This window comes from Aquirufa sp. ROCK2-A2 (assembly GCF_054558485.1).
On the sequence record NZ_JBPXKA010000011.1, the window covers coordinates 51,150 to 65,783 of the forward strand.

Sequence of the window (14,634 nt, forward strand, 5' to 3'; positions counted from 1 at the left end):
TTATTCAAACCGATTAACAATGAAAAAATATATCTTTCTTTTTTGTTTCCTTTCTTCTGCGACATTTGGCCAGGTAGACTTTGAGAAAAAATTGCAAAAGCAATTGATTTTGGCCGAAGATGGCTCCACCATTCAAATTGAAGAGGGGAATTTCCAATTGACGAAAAGTCTTTCCTTGGAAGGGAAAAAAAATATCATCATTCGAGGAAAAGGTATCGATAAAACCGTTTTAAGTTTCAAAGGACAAATTCAAGGTGCTGAAGGAATTAAAATTTCTAATTGTGAAAATATCATCATTGAAGATTTAACGGCAGAGGATTCTAAAGGAGATTTAATCAAAACCATGCATGTAAAAGGGATGACGTTCCGCCGATTAAAAACGGCATGGACGGGTGGCCCCAAATCGACCAACGGTAGTTATGCCTTGTATCCCGTTTTATGTGAAAATATTTTAATTGATAGCTGCATCGCCATTGGAGCATCTGATGCTGGGATATATGTTGGCCAATCGAAAAATATCATTGTCCGAAATTGTGAAGCCTATCAAAATGTGGCTGGTATTGAAATTGAAAATTCATTGAATGCAGAGGTTTATAACAATAAGGCCATAGGCAATACGGGTGGAATATTGGTTTTTGATTTACCGGATTTAATACAGAAAAAAGGTGGGCATGTGCGAGTTTATCACAATTTGGTCCAAGAAAATAATCTCAAGAATTTTGCTCCAAAAGGCAATATTGTTGGGAATGTTCCCAAAGGAACGGGAATGATGGTTTTAGCCACTAGTGATGTTGAAATTTTTGATAATCAAATTTTGAATAATATGACCATCGGAGTTTCGATTATCAGTTATTTTATGACCGAAATAAAAATTAAAGACAAAGAATATGACCCATATCCTACAGGGGTATTTATTCACGACAATCAATTCGAACGCCAAGCAGGTCGTGCACCGGCAGATAGTCGCTTTGGGAAATTATATCGATTTAAATTAAGATTTGGACGGAATTTGCCATTTGTGGTCTATGATGGAATTTTAAATCCGGCAAAAATAGGTCCAGATGGTCAATATTATCCGGAAGATCGCATTTGTGTCCGAAACAATACCCATCAGAAATCTGCTTTTTTAGATGCAGAGCATGATTTTAAAAATATCGTTGTTGGCGCGGATTTATTTAATTGCGAATTAGGAAGAGTCAAATCGGTTAAATTTTAATGAAAAACATTTTTTTATCCTTCTTGTTGATAGGCATAAGTTTGTCGCTTTTGACATCTTTTCAAAAATTAGAATTCAATTACAAAGAAAATTTGTCTGAATATGGTTTTTTTCAAGGAGATATAAAACAGCAAATACCCGCAGAAGGAGTTGTTCCTTACCAGTTGAATTCCGCTTTGTTTTCCGATTACGCCTATAAATTACGTTTCGTCCGATTGCCCAATGGTACGAAGGTCAATTACAATCCAGATTCTGTTTTGCAATTTCCTGTGGGTACGGCTATCATCAAAACGTTCTATTACAAAAACGATGAGCGAAATGACAAATTGGGCAGAAAAATCATGGAAACCAGGGTGTTATTGCATGAGCCGAAAGGTTGGGTAGCCTTGCCTTATATTTGGAACAAAGAACAAACGGAGGCAGTCTTAGAGGTGGCTGGAGGCGAGGAAATGATTTCATGGGTCAATCAAAAAGGTCAAAAACAAAGTTTTGAGTATGCGGTGCCTAACATGAATCAGTGCAAAGGATGCCATGAAAGAAGTGGCAAAATGACCCCAATTGGGCCATCTGTACGACAATTAAATGGAGAATTTGCTTATACGGAGGGTTCTAAAAATCAATTGGAACATTGGTCGGAAAAAGGATGGCTGAGTAATCTTCCTTCCGACAAAAAAGTTATTCCCTATCTGGTCACTTATTCCAACCTAAGCGCTTCTTTGAACGACCGAGTAAAAGCGTATCTAGATATTAATTGCGCTCATTGTCACAATTCTGTAGGCCCTGCGCGGTCCTCTGGATTATTTTTGAATTGGGACAATACCAATCCAAGTTCCTATGGTTTTAACAAGCCACCAGTAGCGGCTGGGCGCGGTTCTGGAAATTTAACGTATGACATAGTTGCTGGCAAGCCAGAGGAAAGTATCATGCATTATCGAATGTCCTCTCGAGATCCTGGGGTCATGATGCCTGAATTAGGACGTAATCTGACACACGAGGAAGGAGTAGAATTGGTTCGAAGTTGGATTGCTTCCTTAAAATAGTTATTCTTTTGTGATACGACAATAGGTTTCTGCCCGCATGCCTAAGTAAGAGGCTAAATATTTGGCCGGAATTTTTTCCAACAAGGCATTGTTAAAATGTTCTTTAAAATACTTAAATCTTTCGGTTGCATTGGTGATTCTGAAAACGAATTCTCGGTCATGAGATGCCATATAATACTTCTCCAAAATAGACCGATAAAGGATTTCCATTTCAGGAAAATGGGTCATTCCATACCTTAAATCGTCTAATTCTAGATAATCGAAATAACAGTCTTCCAAGGCTTGAAAATTTTCTTTAGAGGGTTCGTTTTTGAAAAAACTATCAAAACAAATGACAAACTCTTTTTCCAAGCAAAGCCAATTCGTAATTTCTGATTTTTGGAAATTCAAAAATCCTCTTGCTGCTCCTTTTTTCAATAGGAAAAATCGATTGCAAATTTCACCTTCGCGGCAAAAAATCTCTCCTCGTTTGTAGTTGACTTGCTGAATTTTTTGAGACAAAAATACTTTTAAGCCTTTGGACAAAGGAGTTATTTCTGACAAAGCTAAAATGCTGAAAAGTGTACGCGTCGATAACGCTTGTGGTTCTGTTGTATTAGTGGTCATGGTAAAAATTTTACCAAAGATATTCAAACTTATTTTTTATTGCAAAATAAATAGGAGATAGATAACGAATTATCCATCTCCTATGTTAATCAAGTAAGCTATTTGGAATTAGTTTTGGATAAATTCTCCACCTGCACGGATTTCAATTTCTTCTCCAACCATTGCTGCTGGCATAGATCCAACACCCCAAGCTGTACGATTCAATGTGCCCGTTACTTTAAATCCTGCTACTTTTTTCTCTGCACGATTTTTGGTTACACCATTTAAAGTCAAATTTAAATTAACCGCTTTGGTTACTCCATGCATAGTTAAATCGCCAGCAAGCGTAAATTTGCGATCGCCAGTTTTGGTAATCGATTTACTTTTAAACGTGATAGCAGGAAATTTGGCTGCGTCAAAGAAATCTGGACTCTTTAAGTGCGTATCGCGTCTTTCATTGTCCGTATTTACGGTATTTACATCGGCAGATAATTCAAATTTTGCATCTGAAAAATCGTCTTTAGAAGCGGTAAGCGTTGCATCAGTAATTTTGAAAGAACCTTCAACATCAGAAATTGAAAGGTGAACAACACTAAAACCTAATTTTGAATGCGCTTTGTCAATGGAAAATGTTTGAGCTGAAGCGAATAAGGATGTTAGGCAAAGGCCTAAAGCTAGGGTTAATTTTTTCATAGGGTATTCATTTAAATAGTGAAAGATTGAAACTAGGGGATAATTAACAGAACCATAGTTATTTACGACCAAATTAAACAAAAAATAGACAAAAAAATGCATTTCAAATAAAATGACTAATTTGCTGATTATTGTAAACCTATCAATTGATGAAAATTTCCCTTATCCTTTTCTTTAGTGTATTCTTTCTACAATTATCTGGCCAAAGTGTAATTGTCCAAACCCGTTTGGGGAAAATAGAAGGTACTTATCAATCAAAAACGAAAATTGAAAAGTTTTTAGGTATTCCTTTTGCTCAAGCGCCCATTGGGGACTTGCGATGGAAAGCCCCTAAGGTGATGAATCCCTGGGCAGGAATTCGCCCAGCCAAAGAATTTGGACCCAGTCCCATGCAAGCAAAACCGCAGCCTTTTATGTATTGGTCAACCGAGTTCCTAATACCAGAATCGCCGATAAGTGAGGATTGCCTATATCTAAATGTGTGGGCTCCAACCAATAAATCAAAGAAAAAAGCAGTTTTGGTCTATATCTACGGAGGTGGATTTCGAAGTGGTGGAACGGCTTGTCCTATTTATGATGGAGAATCCATGGCCCAGAAAGATATATTATTTGTCAGTATTAATTACCGAGTTGGTGTTTTTGGATTTTTGGCGCATCCTGAATTAAGAGCGGAATCTGGAGTGGAAGCATCAGGGAATTATGCCTTATTGGATTTGATTGCTGGATTAAAATGGGTGAGAGAAAATATTGAGTCATTTGGTGGTGATCCTAATCAAGTGACCATTGCTGGCCAATCGGCAGGGGCATTTGCGGTGAATTTTTTATGTGCATCTCCGCTGGCAAAAGGACTGTTTAGAGCTGCTATCGCAGAAAGTGGTGGAAGTATTTTGGCCAGTCCTTTGCGTCCGAAATTGACAAAGTGGCAAGCCGAGGACATGGGAATTGCTTTTGCAAAATCTTTGGGTGTGGAACATGCAGAGGACTTACGAAAATTACCGGCAGAGAAAATTCAAGCGATATCTGGTGGTTTGAGTTCCCCATATGAAGATGGATATGTACTTCCTCATTCCATTCAAGATATTTATCAAAAGTCAAAACAAAATGACGTACCCTTGCTCATGGGATGGAATGCTGACGATAAAGTATCAGGTAAGGCATTGCCTGAAAATGAATTTCAGAAAAATGTAGAAAAGAGATATTTGGAAAGAGCGAGTGAAGTTTTGAAATATTATCCTTCTTTTCAGGAAAGTTCACAATTTAATTTGAGTCGAGATGAAAGCTTCGGCATTCAGGTTCATTCTTGGGCAAAGGCGCAAAAATCAACGGGTAAATCCAATGTGTATTTATATCAATTCAATCGGTCGCTTCCTGCTTACGATTCCAAAACCGCATTTGGAGCCTTTCACTCAGGTGAAATAGTCTATGCCTATGCCAATTTACACACCTTAAACAGGCCATGGGAATTGATTGATCATAAATTAAGTGAAAGTATGTCGAATTATTGGGCAAATTTTGTCAAAACCGGAAATCCCAATGGAAATTCGCTTCCTAAATGGCCCGTATTCGATCTAGACAAACAAGAAGTTCTGTTATTAGATGAAACCTTAGAAAGTAAGGAACTACCAAATAGAAAGGCATTGGAAGTGTTGGAAAATTTTCGATAGATAGAATATTGGAAGGTGGTATGGCTGAAACCTTTATTGTATCAAAATGATAAATATTAGAATAATGCCAAATAAGCTATTAAATTTGTGTCGCATATAAATTCTCTTAAAAAAATCCAATCATGCCATCATATTCCAAAATAGGTGTGTCGAAACTTTTAAAAATCTTATTGATTTACGTTTTAACGAATCTTTCTTGGAAGGTGCAGGCAGCAGAATATGCTGATAGTACAGCAAAAATTTATCATTTGACAGCGGGAGCCAATGTGACCAATAATGGAATTTCTTTGCTTCCTACCTTTACATTGGGCAAACCAGCGGCCATTTTTGATTTATCTGTCGGAAGTGAAAAAATAGCTTTTGAACCACAATTTAGATTTTCCTTGGAAGGCAAACCCTGGTCCTTTATTTTTTGGTGGAGGTTTAAGTTGGTGAACAACAAAAAATTCAAATTATCTTTTGGGACTCACCCCTCCGTTGCTTTTAGAAATTTCCAAGTGTTTGATGCCAAAGGAGTTCCTTCCTCCATTTTAGGACACCAGCAGTATTGGGCCAATGAATTAGCTCCGAATTATGTTCTTTCCAAAAATGTCACAGTTGGCATGTATTATTTGTATTCACATGGATTAAGTGAAGGTTCGACCAACAATACCCATTTTATTACCTTGAACAGTGCAATCTCCAATATTCCGATTGTTAAGAATGTTACGTTGCGATTAAATCCTCAAATATATTTCTTGAAAATGGATGATCGACAAGGATTTTATACGACGGAGACATTGACCTTAAGTCATAAAAAACTGCCTTTTTTCATTTCATCCGTTTTGAACGAAAAATTATCATCGGATATTCCTGGGGATGATTTTGTTTGGAATATCAGCTTACATTACTTGTATAATATCAAGTTTAGAAAGTTGTAATCATTATTTATTTTTCCTTCGATATACTTTATTCTCATCAAAGCTGATTTGATAATCATAATGAGTTGAAATGTAATTGGAAATTTTTTGGCCTTTAAATTGTTCAATTAGATTCCAAGTATCGACGATATACAATGTATTTTCCTTTTGGATATCTGCTAGAAAAATCGACTCTTGTTTTTGAAAATCCGTCCAATTTTTCTTTTCAAATGAATCACGGATACAAAATGAATGCGAGGTTCGAATATTGCTTGAGAAGTCGTTTCGAAGAACGTAATATAAAGCTTGAGCTTGCGTCCAACCCAGAATGACTATGGAGTTGTTGGAAATGTCTTTATGTGTTTTTAGCCAATCTACCAGTTTTTCATTGGCCAAATTTTTAAATGGTTTTCCAAAATTATATGGAGCTATGGATTGTTGGGTAGCTTTACTCCAAACAAAACCGATGGACTTTCCAAGAAAATCGAAATTAAAATTGACAACTAAAATGATGATAAATAAGGCTATAATGGTGGTGTTTTTTGTTTTAAGCAAGTCGAAAAGATCGGCGATAAATAAACTAAGCGGCAAAAATAAATAAATGTAATAATGTCCGTAATCGCTTTTTGAGATGATAATTGTGATACTTGATACCAAAAAAAGTAAAATACTTTCGGTAAGTGGATGTTTGATTAAGGATTTGAAATCATCCTTTTTGATAGATACGGGTAATTTTAAAAAGTAGTACGCCCCTAAGATTAAAAAGATATAAATAAAAGAATAATATTCGTTGATTCGGTGAATATAATTCAGTGGGTTAATGGCTTTTTGTTCGATTTTCAAATTACCCATGTAGTTTAAATTATGGGAAATATAAGCGTACTGAAAATCGGGCAATAAATTGCTGAAATATAAATAGCCAATCCAAATTAGGTTTAACAACAAATAGAATCCAAGTATCAAAAAACTCAGTTTCCATTTTTCATCTACCCATAATTTAAGAAGCAAAAATCCTCCGAAAAACAAAGTCAACGGTATGGATTGGAATTTTATAAAAGGAAGTAGAAATAAGATAAAGGCATAAACGAAGAAAAATCCAATAGTATTTTTAGTTCTGGATATCCAAATAAGAATGGCACTAAATACAAGAATTTGATATTCAGTATTGTAGCAAAAGATTCCATCGTAAAATTCTCCAAAATTTGGGAAATTTTTGCAGGATAAAAAAACGACGAACGCCAAGGATCCAATAAACCTTGAACTCGAATTTAAACTTTTGTTGAGAAATAGAAGACTAGGGATGATAAAAAAGAAAAAACTTACTAATCGCAATTGGTATACATTCGTAAAGCCTGTAAGTAATTTAAAAAAAGATAGTAGGTAAATGGCAAATGGGCCTGAAGTATGTGCGTCAAATCCTAAAAATGGCCTTGGGTCGATTAAGCATTTTCTAATATCATATAACCACTCCAATTCATCAGGGTCCAAGGATAATTCCCTAAACGAAATAATTCTAGTAACAAATAGAAGTAGGCATAATAGGCCTAAGATGACTGAATTTTGTAATTTATTAGAATTTCTCAAAAGTGATAACATAACATTTGTTTTCACAAATTTAAATGAATGATTCTCTCTTTAAAGGAAATTTAAGGATTAATTTTAGGTCTTCTTGGACCTTGAAATCCAAAATTGCCGCTAGAGACAATTTTTTCAACCAAAAGGTCCCATTTTCCCAATTGATCTGCCCGACAAATTTTGCGAATTTCTTGAAAATGTTGAAGGTTCAATTCGTCTAATTTTCCATAAGAATTTTTCAATATTTCTAATTTATTGGAAGCATCAATCTTATTTTGAGCTAATTGGTAATAATCTTTTTTCGACTTTCCGATTTCTTCTCTGATAAGAGATGAGCGGTTTTGGTGATCTTTTACGAGACGTTCAAAAGCTGTTTTTTGTGCTTCATCCAATTGCAATTCTTCCGCAATTCTTTCTTTTAATTGAGGGCCTTCGAACATCCGAGATTCGTGCAAATGATTCATCCAAAAGAATCCCAATGTTCCCAAATTCAATAAGACGATTGCAATAAAAAAAATGACCCATGATTTTTTTCGATCTTTGAACATCCTCTAGTAATTTAAATTGTTAACGGCATAGTTATTCGACAATTGCTTCCATTGTAATTCGGTAAATTCTTGCTTTTTTTTGATACCCGTAAAAATCATCATTCCAGAAAAAAGCAAAATCAACACACTCGCAGCTGCCATCCAACGGACATTTTGACTTTCCTTTCGGATTTCTATTCGATGTATGACGGCATCATAAAGATCATTTTCCAACTCCCATTTCGGCAGTTGTTGAACGGCATGTAAATGATCTTCAAAGTCTTTTTCTTGTTTCATTTCAAGTGCTTTTTTATATTTTCTTTGGCCCTACTGACCAATGATTCAATGGCTTTTATGCTTAAATTCATCAATTCACTGGCCTCCGCGTAGGAAATTTCATCGATTTTGATCAATGTAAAGGCCACTCGTTGATTTGGACTTAATTGGTCAATCGCCCCATAAAGTGCGATGGTTTTTTCCTTGTTTTCCATTAGAATTCCAGGATTTAACTCGGATGAATCAATACTTTTTTCCTCACTAGGCATCCACCAAGGCAATAATTCCCGAAGTTGATCCCGACGTTTTTGCCTCCTAATTTTATCCAAGGATAAATGAATGGCAATTTGGAAAATCCAGGTACTTAAACTTGAATCGCCCTTAAATGAGTGAATGGATTGATACACTTTTACAAAGGTTTCTTGGCACACATCCTCCGCCTCCTCGCGGTTGCGTAAAATTTGCATGACATGGTGGAAAATTCGACTTTGGTAATTTTTTACCAAATTCCGAAACGCCCTTTCGTCACCCTCCAATAATTCCTTTAAATCTTTATTCATTTTGTTAACAAAACATTAGATGAATGTCGGATTAAATTCCTTCGGTTGAAAAAATATTTTTTTTTGCGAAGGAATTTTTCATCTCAAACATCTAAGTAAGAAATTAACAACAATTTTCATGAAAAAACTATTGTGTAAATCACTAATTGCCGCTTTACTTTTTACTTCTTGTTCGAAATCCGAAGACATTAGTCCTTCTAACTCGACAGACGTTATCAAAGAAGTTGATCCAAGTTTATTTATTCCCGAAGGCCTTGTGGGCACAATCACCAAAGTGGAAAAAACACTTTCCAATGGGACAACGGCTACTTGCTATAAAATAACCACTACTAAAAAACCGACTGACCATGCGATGGGACCTTGGTGTCCGACTAATATTACCGATGATGCGAGCAAAGGTGGCGTTTGGTTTGAAAAAGGAAATTTATATGATGTAGATGGAGCTTTTGTCAAAAATTTGGCCACCTTTTACAATGATGCCAAATGGAAACTTTATAACAGCGATGGCTCCATTCGTGTCACTAATACTAAAGAGGCATGTCAAGCGGCAGCGCGACCAGATGTTGATCCCCAATACAATAATTATTGTGTGGAGTGTCAGCCATCTTATTTTTCTAACATCAAAATGACCTACTATATTCCCGTTAAACCCATAAAAATGAATTCAAGCACATCCATAGGCGGAATGCCGGGCGCTGGTGGACCAGGAGGTGGTGGAGCAACGGTTGTTGGGATTGCCTTTAATGGGGTGAATTTTGATCCGCCTGCACCTACACAAGCCATTTTAGGTGCTTATACCTTAGCTCCAATGGATGATGCAGGTGGACACGTCAATGGTGCAACTGGTTATCATTACCATGCTGCAACAGGGAAAAGTAAAAAAGTAGAACAAGCGGATGGACATGCGGCTATGATCGGATATGCCTTGGATGGTTTCGGTATGTATGAATTATCGGATAAAACAGGGAAAGAGCCTAGCGATTTAGATGCGTGCAGAGGACATTATGATACCACTCGAGGATACCATTATCATGTCGCAAAAGCTGGGAGTAATAGCTTTATTGGTTGTTTTCAAGGGGCGCAAGGTACCGTAGAAGTAAGCAGTAACTAATGAAAAAAATCTTTTTAATTTTACTACTATTGCCCTTATTGATGAAAGGGCATTCGCCACAAATATCCACTTTAGCCATTGTGAAAGATAAGGGGGACCTTTGGACGCTACACATAAGTGCTTCGTTGAGCGCCTTTCAGTATGCCTTGGGAAATTCTAAAGCTACGACAGAAATTGAATTTCAAAGAGAATTAATTGAATCGTTGAAAATGTCCATTCAAATCAAATATGGGCTATTAAATATGGTTAAATTAACCGATGGGCAATGTCATTTAGGACATCAAACGGATGTGAAGTTCACTTTGTTGAATATGCCAAAAAACCTAGATGAACTATCCATCGAAAATCATTTTTTTAGCAAATTATACAACCATTACACCGTTTTAAAGGTGATGGATGAGCCATTGGAATCTAATCAATTTATCTTAACTGCTGCTAATCATTTTGCGGCAAAGGTGGAAGAATCGAATGGCCAAATTCTAATCGATTCAACATCGGAGTTTAATTTTTATTATTTATTTTTAACCCTACCTTTTATGCTACTTCTTATTCGGAAGTCTCCATTAATGAAAACATTCAGTGCTATACTTGTTACTTTTTTTCTATTTTCTTGTTCCAAAGAAGAAACAACAGTCACTCCGACCAACGATACCGCCATTCCAGAAGTATATAAAAAAATCTATGGAGCGGTAAGTATGACCAGCGATGGCACATATTTAACGATTAAATCACGCGCTTTGCCTGACCATAAAAGTCCTTATTATGCCTCTACCAACAGTTTATATCAAAGTTTTTCAGGTACTACTTTTGGAGGAATTACCTTTGCTAAAAACCCTAATTCTATTGTTGAACAATCAGGGACTTTTAAAATCCCACTTAGTCCTAAAGTAGCAAGTAATCACGCCGCCACACCTTTAGGGCCCATTGGCATTGCTTTGAATGGAGTACCATTTTTTAATCAATATGCAGGCCCGAACAATCAAGAATTGAAAGGAGAAATGGCCAGTTTTGATCAGTATTATGGTCATCCTCAACAATCTGGCGTTTATCATTATCATGTGGAACCTGTTTATTTAACTACAGTTAAATCTTCCAAATCGGGTTTAATGGGATTCCTTTTGGATGGATTTCCAGTTTATGGACCAACGGAAGAAAATGGAAGTGCGGTGACCAATGATAAATTGGATGTGTACCATGGTCATACGCATGCAACGTTGGATTATCCAGCTGGGATATATCATTATCATTTTACGCAAGAGGCACCCTATTTGAATGGGAGTGGTTTTTACGGAACTCCAGGTACCATTTCTCAATAATGAAATATATCCTTTTCTTTTTCTTAGGCATATTTTCGGCTTGTGTTGAAGATCAAAAGCCAGCAGAAACGGTGGAGAAAAAGTATTTTCCCAATGGCCGAATCATGGAAATTCGTCATTTCAGGAATGGAATGAAAAATGGAAGGCAAACGGCTTTTTGGGAAAATGGAAAGAAGAGGTTTGATTTTATGGCCAAAAATGATGCTTATGAAGGGGCATTGAGAGAATGGGATACGCATGGACATCTTTTTCATTTAGCCCATTTTGTTAATGGACAAGAAGAAGGTGTCCAAAAAATGTGGTATGAGAATGGGACTATTAGGGCCAATTATATCATCATCAAAGGGAGGCGTTTCGGACTCTTAGGCACCAAAAATTGTAAAAATAAATTGGATTCATCATTGATTGAAAAGCCATGATTAAAACCATCTTCGTTTTTTTGGTGCTCATATTGTTTTCTTGTGCTGAAGAAAAAAAATCAGAAATTCCTTATTACAATACTCCGGATTTTACTCCTCAGTTTCTAACAGAATCGGAGGCAGAAAATTTAATTACTCACCAAATTGCACCATTTGAAATGACGAATCAATTGGGGATACCATTTTCGAGAAAAGACGTAATGGGGAAAATTTATGTAGCTAATTTCATCTTTACCAAATGTGGTAAAATTTGCCCAGAGATGACTACCCAAATGAAAAGAATTGATCGGGCGTTTCACCAAAATCCCAAGGTGGCTCTTATTTCTTTTACCGTAACTCCTTGGTTAGATGATGTAAAAACACTTCATCAATTTGGACAAAAGCATCAAATTTCTCCTTTAAATTGGCAATTATTAACGGGTAAAAAAGAAGAAATTTACCAATTAGCCCGAAAATCTTTTTTTGCTGAGGAGTCGATTGGATTTAACAAAGCTACATCCGAGTTTCTTCATACAGAACATATGGTGTTGGTGGATCAGGAGGGCAGAATTCGTGGAATTTACAATGGCACCCTTCCTTTGGAGGCTGATCAATGTATTGAAGATATTAGGAAGGTAATAGGTAATAGGTAAAAGGTAATAATGCGAATTAAGGGTTAAAACCTCTAATTAATTTTTTTCGTGCTGCTCTTTGTAACAATCATTATAAACATGGCTTCGATACTTCGGTAAGCTCATTAACCATACTTTGACAAGGTCATCAATCGCGTACATCCACTGTTAGTAATCACAAAAACCTTTGTTCTTAAAGCTAATTATATCTAGTTACTAACGGTTAATCCGACGAAAGATTTGAGCGAAGCGGTAGGCGGAGCTTTGACAATGCGCATGGGCGATGTGCGTCAGGGTCAAAGAAAATAGCCGAAAGCGTAGTGAAAATCGAGCCGCTTGCGGATTCGTCTTGGATTAACTGGCAGAAAATAAGTTTTTTTGTTTCTTTTTTTCTAAAAAAAAGAAATACCATGGAAAAAGAATTAGCCAATAAATGGCAATGCTAAATCGAATATTGAAATATTAATGAATATTTTAACCCTTAATTCGCATTAATAGGTAAAAGGTAATAGGTAATAGAGAAAATGGGAAAAGAGAAATTGTAAAAAAAGGTGGTGTATTTGTATTATCATAGATGTTTTACGACAAATGTCCTAAAAGTGTTGTCAAATAAACCCTGCGATACTAAGAGAAAAAAGATAATAAGTCAAAATGGCAAATTTTAAAAATTGCTACAGTAGGAATTGACATTCAAATTCCCTAACTCATCCTTTCTTATTTCACATTGCCTAATTTAATTCCAATGCCCAAAATTCTATATGCTGCCCATGAGGCGATTTCTGATATTCAAGATGGTGCATCCATCATGTTTGGTGGTTTCGGACTATGTGGAATTCCAGAAAATTTGATTGATGCGATTCATCAAAAAAACATTCGACAAATAACTTGTATTTCGAGTAATGCAGGGGTGGCTGATTTCGGTGTTGGTATTCTGTTGAATAATCATCAGGTTAAAAAAATGATATCCTCCTATGTGGGTGAAAATGAAGAATTTGAAAAACAAATCATCGACAAATCCATAGAAGTGGAGCTTGTCCCTCAAGGCACTTTTGCCGAAAGAATTCGTGCTGCAGGTGCTGGAATTCCAGGGTTTTATACTCCTTCAGGTGTTGGGACTGAGGTAGAGATGTTTAAAGAAAAAAAAGAGTTTGCTGGCAAAACTTATTTATTGGAAACTGCCCTGTATGCCGATTTCGCCTTTATCAAAGCTTGGAAAGGCGATACAGCCGGTAATTTAATTTTCAAAGGTACAGCCCGAAATTTTAATCCAATGATGGCGACTGCTGCCAAAATGACCATAGTCGAAGTAGAAGAATTAGTGCCAGCTGGGACTTTGGACCCTAATCAAATCCATGTTCCTGGTATTTATGTTCAACGAATTTTTCAAGGCTCTCATTACGAAAAAAGAATTGAGCATTTGACTATTCGCACTGAGGAGCCTGTTTTTGATCCCCATTTGGCTAGGTTTTCTGGAGAAGAATTGGTTCGGAATCGAATTGCCAAACGAATCGCTAAAGAAATTAAGGATGGCGATTATGTGAATTTAGGAATTGGGATACCCACCTTAGTAGCCAATTATATTGATCCTATTCGACCTATTATGTTTCAATCGGAAAATGGTCTGTTAGGCATTGGACAATTTCCACATGCAGATGAAGCTGACCCTGATTTGATCAATGCAAGTAAGCAAACGATCACATTTCATGAAGGGTCTTCCTTGTTTAATTCTGCGGAAAGTTTTGCCATGATTCGGGGCGGCCATATTCACGTAACTGTTTTGGGTGCAATGGAAGTTGCTCAAAATGGCGACATCGCCAATTGGAAAATACCCGGTAAATTGATCAAAGGAATGGGCGGTGCAATGGATCTTGTTGCTTCAGCCACGAAGGTGATTGTTGCCATGCAACACACCAATAAAGCAGGAAAATCCAAATTGTTGACCTCCTGTACCTTGCCTCTTACAGGTATAAAATGTGTGAATAAAATTGTCACTGAATTGGCGGTTCTCGAAATTGTGGCTAATGGCTTTCGATTATTGGAAAGAGCGCCTGGAGTAAGCATAGAACAAATCAAACAAGCCACTGAAGGGAATTTAATTATTGAAGGAGAAATCCCTGAGTATCAATAATTTGCCGAATAAGG

Annotated in this window: 15 protein-coding genes; 9 read left to right on the forward strand and 6 right to left on the reverse strand. The window is 36.5% G+C overall.

The annotated features are described in order from the left end of the window. Window positions 1–19 precede the first annotated feature (19 nt). Together V7S76_RS12265 and V7S76_RS12270 are read left to right on the forward strand one after the other, a co-directional pair. The gene (locus tag V7S76_RS12265) at window positions 20–1,216 is read left to right on the forward strand and encodes a parallel beta-helix domain-containing protein (RefSeq protein ID WP_459510417.1); all 1,197 of its coding nucleotides are present in this window, start codon (window positions 20–22) and stop codon (window positions 1,214–1,216) included. Further along, complete coding sequence (locus V7S76_RS12270; RefSeq protein ID WP_459510418.1) at window positions 1,216–2,256, forward strand: SO2930 family diheme c-type cytochrome; 1,041 nt, start codon at window positions 1,216–1,218, stop codon at window positions 2,254–2,256. Before V7S76_RS12265 ends, V7S76_RS12270 begins: the two co-directional genes overlap by 1 nt. On the opposite strand, the gene V7S76_RS12275 is transcribed toward V7S76_RS12270, so the two are convergent. Both V7S76_RS12275 and V7S76_RS12280 read right to left on the reverse strand, forming a co-directional pair. Then, the gene (locus V7S76_RS12275; protein ID WP_459510419.1) at window positions 2,257–2,862 is read right to left on the reverse strand and encodes a Crp/Fnr family transcriptional regulator; all 606 of its coding nucleotides are present in this window, start codon (window positions 2,860–2,862) and stop codon (window positions 2,257–2,259) included. A 108-nt stretch (window positions 2,863–2,970) separates the two neighbouring features. Continuing rightward, window positions 2,971–3,534: a YceI family protein gene (locus tag V7S76_RS12280; RefSeq protein WP_459510420.1), complete on the reverse strand. Its 564-nt coding sequence runs from the start codon at window positions 3,532–3,534 to the stop codon at window positions 2,971–2,973. A 149-nt stretch (window positions 3,535–3,683) separates the two neighbouring features. On the opposite strand from V7S76_RS12280, the gene V7S76_RS12285 reads away from it, so the two are divergent. Both V7S76_RS12285 and V7S76_RS12290 read left to right on the forward strand, forming a co-directional pair. After that, the gene (locus V7S76_RS12285; protein ID WP_459510421.1) at window positions 3,684–5,198 is read left to right on the forward strand and encodes a carboxylesterase/lipase family protein; all 1,515 of its coding nucleotides are present in this window, start codon (window positions 3,684–3,686) and stop codon (window positions 5,196–5,198) included. Between the two features lie 122 nt (window positions 5,199–5,320). Next, window positions 5,321–6,118, forward strand: a complete 798-nt coding sequence (locus V7S76_RS12290) for a hypothetical protein (RefSeq protein ID WP_459510422.1) — start codon at window positions 5,321–5,323, stop codon at window positions 6,116–6,118. Window positions 6,119–6,121: 3 nt separating this feature from the next. Here the strand turns inward: V7S76_RS12290 and V7S76_RS12295 are convergent, their stop codons facing one another. The 4 genes from V7S76_RS12295 to V7S76_RS12310 are packed head-to-tail and all read right to left on the reverse strand — an operon-like array spanning window position 6,122 to window position 9,035. Then, the gene (locus V7S76_RS12295; RefSeq protein ID WP_459510423.1) at window positions 6,122–7,708 is read right to left on the reverse strand and encodes a hypothetical protein; all 1,587 of its coding nucleotides are present in this window, start codon (window positions 7,706–7,708) and stop codon (window positions 6,122–6,124) included. A 35-nt stretch (window positions 7,709–7,743) separates the two neighbouring features. Then, window positions 7,744–8,220 carry a hypothetical protein gene (locus V7S76_RS12300; protein WP_459510424.1) on the reverse strand — a complete coding sequence of 159 codons (477 nt, stop codon included), beginning with the start codon at window positions 8,218–8,220 and terminating at the stop codon, window positions 7,744–7,746. Window positions 8,221–8,223: 3 nt separating this feature from the next. Continuing rightward, window positions 8,224–8,496, reverse strand: a complete 273-nt coding sequence (locus V7S76_RS12305) for a hypothetical protein (RefSeq protein WP_459510425.1) — start codon at window positions 8,494–8,496, stop codon at window positions 8,224–8,226. After that, window positions 8,493–9,035, reverse strand: a complete 543-nt coding sequence (locus V7S76_RS12310) for an RNA polymerase sigma factor (protein WP_459510426.1) — start codon at window positions 9,033–9,035, stop codon at window positions 8,493–8,495. The genes V7S76_RS12305 and V7S76_RS12310 overlap by 4 nt, the downstream gene beginning before the upstream one ends. Window positions 9,036–9,153: 118 nt before the next feature. Here V7S76_RS12310 and V7S76_RS12315 point away from each other — a divergent pair, with 118 nt between their 5' ends. From V7S76_RS12315 to V7S76_RS12335, 5 genes are all read left to right on the forward strand, one after another. After that, window positions 9,154–10,146 (forward strand): YHYH protein, encoded by a 993-nt coding sequence (locus V7S76_RS12315; RefSeq protein WP_459510427.1) that lies wholly within the window; start codon window positions 9,154–9,156, stop codon window positions 10,144–10,146. Then, window positions 10,146–11,462, forward strand: a complete 1,317-nt coding sequence (locus V7S76_RS12320) for a YHYH protein (protein WP_459510428.1) — start codon at window positions 10,146–10,148, stop codon at window positions 11,460–11,462. Before V7S76_RS12315 ends, V7S76_RS12320 begins: the two co-directional genes overlap by 1 nt. Next, window positions 11,462–11,881, forward strand: a complete 420-nt coding sequence (locus V7S76_RS12325) for a toxin-antitoxin system YwqK family antitoxin (protein WP_459510429.1) — start codon at window positions 11,462–11,464, stop codon at window positions 11,879–11,881. The genes V7S76_RS12320 and V7S76_RS12325 overlap by 1 nt, the downstream gene beginning before the upstream one ends. Beyond that, window positions 11,878–12,513 (forward strand): SCO family protein, encoded by a 636-nt coding sequence (locus V7S76_RS12330; protein ID WP_459510430.1) that lies wholly within the window; start codon window positions 11,878–11,880, stop codon window positions 12,511–12,513. Before V7S76_RS12325 ends, V7S76_RS12330 begins: the two co-directional genes overlap by 4 nt. 721 nt (window positions 12,514–13,234) lie before the next feature. Then, entirely contained in the window at window positions 13,235–14,620 is a 1,386-nt protein-coding gene (locus tag V7S76_RS12335; RefSeq protein WP_459510431.1) for a 3-oxoacid CoA-transferase, read from the forward strand. Window positions 14,621–14,634 lie beyond the last annotated feature (14 nt).

What these genes read in the sequence shown, in the direction of transcription:
- V7S76_RS12265 (WP_459510417.1), top strand. Translation starts at nt 20, where the DNA reads ATGAAAAAATATATCTTTCTTTTTTGTTTCCTTTCTTCTGCGACATTT.
- V7S76_RS12270 (WP_459510418.1), top strand. Translation starts at nt 1,216, where the DNA reads ATGAAAAACATTTTTTTATCCTTCTTGTTGATAGGCATAAGTTTGTCG.
- V7S76_RS12275 (WP_459510419.1), bottom strand. Translation starts at nt 2,862, where the DNA reads ATGACCACTAATACAACAGAACCACAAGCGTTATCGACGCGTACACTT.
- V7S76_RS12280 (WP_459510420.1), bottom strand. Translation starts at nt 3,534, where the DNA reads ATGAAAAAATTAACCCTAGCTTTAGGCCTTTGCCTAACATCCTTATTC.
- V7S76_RS12285 (WP_459510421.1), top strand. Translation starts at nt 3,684, where the DNA reads ATGAAAATTTCCCTTATCCTTTTCTTTAGTGTATTCTTTCTACAATTA.
- V7S76_RS12290 (WP_459510422.1), top strand. Translation starts at nt 5,321, where the DNA reads ATGCCATCATATTCCAAAATAGGTGTGTCGAAACTTTTAAAAATCTTA.
- V7S76_RS12300 (WP_459510424.1), bottom strand. Translation starts at nt 8,220, where the DNA reads ATGTTCAAAGATCGAAAAAAATCATGGGTCATTTTTTTTATTGCAATC.
- V7S76_RS12305 (WP_459510425.1), bottom strand. Translation starts at nt 8,496, where the DNA reads ATGAAACAAGAAAAAGACTTTGAAGATCATTTACATGCCGTTCAACAA.
- V7S76_RS12310 (WP_459510426.1), bottom strand. Translation starts at nt 9,035, where the DNA reads ATGAATAAAGATTTAAAGGAATTATTGGAGGGTGACGAAAGGGCGTTT.
- V7S76_RS12315 (WP_459510427.1), top strand. Translation starts at nt 9,154, where the DNA reads ATGAAAAAACTATTGTGTAAATCACTAATTGCCGCTTTACTTTTTACT.
- V7S76_RS12320 (WP_459510428.1), top strand. Translation starts at nt 10,146, where the DNA reads ATGAAAAAAATCTTTTTAATTTTACTACTATTGCCCTTATTGATGAAA.
- V7S76_RS12325 (WP_459510429.1), top strand. Translation starts at nt 11,462, where the DNA reads ATGAAATATATCCTTTTCTTTTTCTTAGGCATATTTTCGGCTTGTGTT.
- V7S76_RS12330 (WP_459510430.1), top strand. Translation starts at nt 11,878, where the DNA reads ATGATTAAAACCATCTTCGTTTTTTTGGTGCTCATATTGTTTTCTTGT.
- V7S76_RS12335 (WP_459510431.1), top strand. Translation starts at nt 13,235, where the DNA reads ATGCCCAAAATTCTATATGCTGCCCATGAGGCGATTTCTGATATTCAA.